Source organism: Pantoea sp. CTOTU49201, assembly GCF_032054795.1.
GTDB classification, from domain to species: domain Bacteria; phylum Pseudomonadota; class Gammaproteobacteria; order Enterobacterales; family Enterobacteriaceae; genus Pantoea; species Pantoea symbiotica.
Map to the genome: position 1 here is coordinate 1 of NZ_DAMBSA010000386.1, position 4,411 is coordinate 4,411.

The window sequence follows — 4,411 nt, forward strand, 5'->3', positions numbered from 1 at the left end:
GGCGATTATTTGAGTCAGTTCACACTTTCGTGCTTTTCCGCCTGAGAAGGGTTGCCAGCCTTTCAGTGGGCTCTGACAATGGCAGCTCGATTTGTTATCGGTAACATTGGGCAGAATTCACTGCCGGAGCGCAAAACAATGACTACGCCATCTCCATCGCACCACGTCTTTATCCTGATGGGCGTTTCCGGCAGCGGAAAATCTGCCGTCGCCAATCAGGTCTCTCATCAGTTAAACACTGCGTTCCTCGATGGGGATTTCCTCCATCCGCGCAGCAACATCATGAAAATGGCGGATGGCCATCCGCTGGACGACAACGATCGCCAGCCGTGGCTGCAGGCGCTGAATGATGCGGCATTTGCCATGCAGCGTACGCAGGAGATCTCCATCATCGTCTGTTCGGCGCTGAAAAAGTCCTATCGCGACATCCTGCGTCAGGGTAATGAGAACCTGAAATTTATCTATCTGCAGGGCGACTTCGAAACCATCGAATCCCGCCTGAAAGCGCGTAAAGGTCACTTCTTCAAACCGCAGATGCTGGTGACGCAGTTCGCCACGCTGCAGGAACCCGGCGCGGATGAGCCCGATGTACTGGTGGTTGATATCAATCATTCACTGGATGAGGTAGTTGCGGCCACGGTTGCGACCATTGAGGGTGCAATCAACAAGGGTTAGTCATGAGTACCGCAACGTTAGTGTTAACCGCAGCAGGCTCTGTCCTGCTGCTGCTGTTTTTGGTGATGAAAGCGCGTATGCACGCCTTTGTTGCCCTGATGTTAGTCTCCATTGGTGCCGGTCTGTTCTCCGGCATGCCGCTCGATAAAATCGCTGAAACCATGGAAAAAGGCATGGGCGGAACGCTCGGCTTTCTCGCCATTGTGGTGGCGTTGGGCGCGATGTTCGGCAAGATCCTGCATGAAACCGGCGCCGTTGATCAAATTGCCATCCGCATGTTGAAAACCTTTGGGGAAAGCCGTGCGCACTATGCGATGGGCGTTGCCGGGTTGATCTGTGCGTTGCCGCTGTTCTTTGAAGTGGCGGTCGTGTTGCTGATCAGCATTGCGTTCGCCGTAGCGCGTCGCACTAAAGGCAATTTAGTTAAGCTGGTGATCCCGCTGTTTGCCGGCGTTGCGGCTTCTGCCGCGTTCCTGCTGCCGGGACCGGCACCGATGCTGCTGGCTGCGCAGATGCACGCCGATTTTGGCTGGATGATTCTGCTGGGCTTGTGCGCGGCGATTCCGGGCATGCTGATTGCTGGTCCGCTGTTTGGCAGCTTTATCGCGCGTCACGTCAGCTTTAGTGCACCGCCGGAAGATCATCAGCCGGAAGTGGAAGAGGGCAAACTGCCGTCGTTTGGCTTTAGTCTGGCGCTGATTCTGTTCCCGCTGCTGCTGGTGGGCCTGAAAACCATCGGCGCACGCTTCACCACGCCGGGTTCTCATCTGTATGAGTGGCTGGAGTTTATCGGCCATCCGTTCACCGCGATTCTGCTGGCCTGTCTGGTGGCGATTTATGGCCTGGCGTATCGTCAGGGCATGGATAAAGAGAAGGTGATGCAGGTGTGCGGCAGCGCGCTGCAACCGGCGGGCATTATCCTGTTGGTGATTGGTGCGGGCGGCGTGTTTAAGCAGGTGCTGGTGGATTCGGGCGTCGGTCCGGTGTTAGGACATGCGTTGACCGGCGCGGGCATGCCGATTGCGCTGGCGTGCTTCATCCTTTCTGGCGCGATTCGCGTGATTCAGGGTTCGGCCACCGTGGCGTGTTTAACCACAGTGGGTTTAGTGATGCCGGTGATTGAACCGCTGCACTACAGCGGCGCGCAGCTGGCTGCGCTGTCGATCTGTATCGGCGGCGGCTCGATCATTATCAGTCACGTGAATGATGCCGGTTTCTGGCTGTTTGGCCGCTTTACCGGCGCCACCGAAGCCGAAACGCTGAAGACATGGACGCTGATGGAAACCATTCTGGGAACCACCGGCGCGATTGTTGGCATGATTGCGTTTAGTTTGTTGTCGTAAATTTTGTGTGGTCGCCATCAATGGCGACCCTACGAAACGACATTTAATCCTCTTCCCGCTCGTCATCCGGCTGATCTAAAACCGTGTACGCCACGGCGCAGAACAGCGAATTCAAACGCTTCATATCGCCCAGCAAGCCAAGGTGCAGCGAGCTGGTTTCGATGCTTTGCACGTTCTGCATATGCAAACGCTCAACATGCGCGTGCGAGAAACGGCGAATCAGGATGCGGAAGCGATGCTTAGAGCGGCGCAGGCGTTTGGCGCTGGTGACATCGTGCGACAGAAACACCGACAAACTCAGCCGCAGGTTATACAGCACCTGCTCCTGCAAGGTTTGCAGCTCCTCTAATCCCTCCGCAGAGAAGGCGCGGCGCGCGGTCAGAGACTTATCCGCTACGTCGGCACACATGCGTTCGATAATGTCGCCTGCCTGTTCCAGGTTGAGCGCCATCTCAATGATCTCCGCCCAGCGGCGTGAATCATCCTCCGGCAAGTCCTCTTTTGGCATACGCGCCAGATAGAGTTTGATCGCGGTGTAGAGCACATCAACATCATCATCCAGCCGCCGTACCGCGCGCTCTTCGCGCAGGTCGCCGTGTACCACTTTATTGAATGACTCAATCATCTGCTCGACCACATCGCCGATACGCAGCGTTTCGCGTGAGGCGTTGGCCAGCGCTAACGCGGGCGTATCGAGTGCGCTGCTGTCGAGGTGTTTAGGTTTCAGGTGCGTTTCGTTTTCAGGATCATCGGCGATCATACGGCGGCACAGGCGCGCCATCGGATCGGCAAACGGCACCATGACTAAGCAGCGGATCAGGTTGTAGAACACGTGGAAGAAGATCACCAGCTCTTCATCATTGACCGGCATTTTATCCAGCACATCGGCGACCACATTGACGAACGGCAAAATGGCGATGCTGCCAATCAGCTTAAACAGCAAGCTACCGAGCGCGACGCGTTTGCCCGCCGCGTTGGAGCCGCTGGCGTTGATCATCGCCAGCAAGCCGCTGCCGAGGTTGGCACCAATCACCAGACAGAGCGCCACTTTGAAGGAGATCACGCCGGTGGCGGTCAGCGTGGCGGTAATCAGTACCGCCGCAAGGCTGGAGTAACTGATGATGGCGAACACCGCGCCAATCAGCGCATCGAGCATCACGTCGCCGGTCAGCGTTGAGAACAGCACCTGAACGCCCGCCGCCTGAGTGATCGGTTTGGCGGCCGCCACAATCAGCTGCAGCGCCAGCAGAATCAGTCCGAGCCCAATACTGGCGCGGCCCAGTTGCCCAACGCGCGTTTGCTTGCGGCTGAGGAAGAACACCACGCCAAAGAAGATAAACAGCGGCGACAGCCATGACAGATCGAAGGTCAGGATACGCGCCATGATCGCGGTCCCGACATCCGCGCCCAGCACCACCACCAGCGCTGGCGTCAGACTGACCAGATTCTGTGCAACAAAGGAGGTAACCAGCAGCGTGGTGGCGTTACTGCTCTGCACCAGCGCCGTGACGCCAATGCCGGCAAGAAACGCCATCGGTTTTTTTTCGACGCTGCGGCTGAGTACGCGACGCAGATCGGCACCGTAAACGCGCATGATGCCGGTTCGCACAATGTGTGTGCCCCACACCAGCAGCGCAACGGCAGAGAGTAGATTAAGCAGAGTTAACACGTATAGAGGCTCCTCATCCGTCAGGCTCAAACCACACCGATTGCCAGCCTGACGGTGAGCACAACCGGTAAAACCTTCGCCGCGTTGTGTCGCCTTTTTTCGTTTAAATTAAGCAACCTGGCGCAACGTCGACATCTCTAACTGTAGCCCAATCTGCATGCCAGCGGGATGCAAATCTGCCACGCTGCGGTTGAGTACATCAATCGAGAGTTCCACGTTTTGCGCGCGCACCCGATAGCGAATCACGTTGCCGAGCAAGCTGTGGCTGAGGATGGTGGCGGGAATGCCAGCCTGCGGCGCGCACAGCTGGATCGACTCGGGGCGAATCGCTACCTGGCCGCTGAAAGTCTGTCCGGTTAGCTGCGTTGCCTGTTCCGCGCTCAGCAGGTTGTAGTTGCCAATAAAGCCAGCGGCAAACAGATCGGCCGGTTGGGTATAGAGCATTTCCGCGTTGCCGTTCTGCACGATCTTGCCCCGGTTCATCAACACGATGCGATCGGACATGGTCAGCGCCTCTTCCTGATCGTGGGTGACAAACAAGGTGGTGAGCTTCAACTCGCGCTGAATATTGCGGATTTGCTCGCGCAGATGGCGGCGAATGCGCGCATCCAGCGCCGACAGCGGTTCATCCAGCAGCAGCAGACGCGGACGCGTCACCAGCGAACGCGCCAGCGCCACGCGCTGACACTGCCCGCCTAACAACTGGTGCGGATAACGGCGTGCA

General features: G+C 57.5%; 4 protein-coding genes. 2 read left to right on the forward strand and 2 right to left on the reverse strand.

Features of this window, described 5'->3' with window-relative positions:
• The first annotated feature begins 138 nt into the window (after positions 1-138).
• On the forward strand, positions 139-675 hold the full coding sequence (gene gntK, locus RTY00_RS20560) for a gluconokinase (protein WP_036621490.1): 537 nt from the start codon (positions 139-141) through the stop codon (positions 673-675).
• Between the two features lie 2 nt (positions 676-677).
• Positions 678-2,018, forward strand: coding sequence for a gluconate transporter (gntU, locus tag RTY00_RS20565; RefSeq protein WP_154182470.1), 1,341 nt, complete (start codon positions 678-680; stop codon positions 2,016-2,018).
• Positions 2,019-2,061: 43 nt separating this feature from the next.
• Here gntU and RTY00_RS20570 read toward each other — a convergent pair whose 3' ends face one another.
• Together RTY00_RS20570 and RTY00_RS20575 are read right to left on the reverse strand one after the other, a co-directional pair.
• Entirely contained in the window at positions 2,062-3,687 is a 1,626-nt protein-coding gene (locus RTY00_RS20570) for a Na/Pi cotransporter family protein (RefSeq protein WP_312665900.1), read from the reverse strand.
• A 108-nt stretch (positions 3,688-3,795) separates the two neighbouring features.
• The coding region (locus RTY00_RS20575; protein ID WP_312665902.1) for an ABC transporter ATP-binding protein at positions 3,796-4,411 on the reverse strand (616 nt) is incomplete at its 5' end.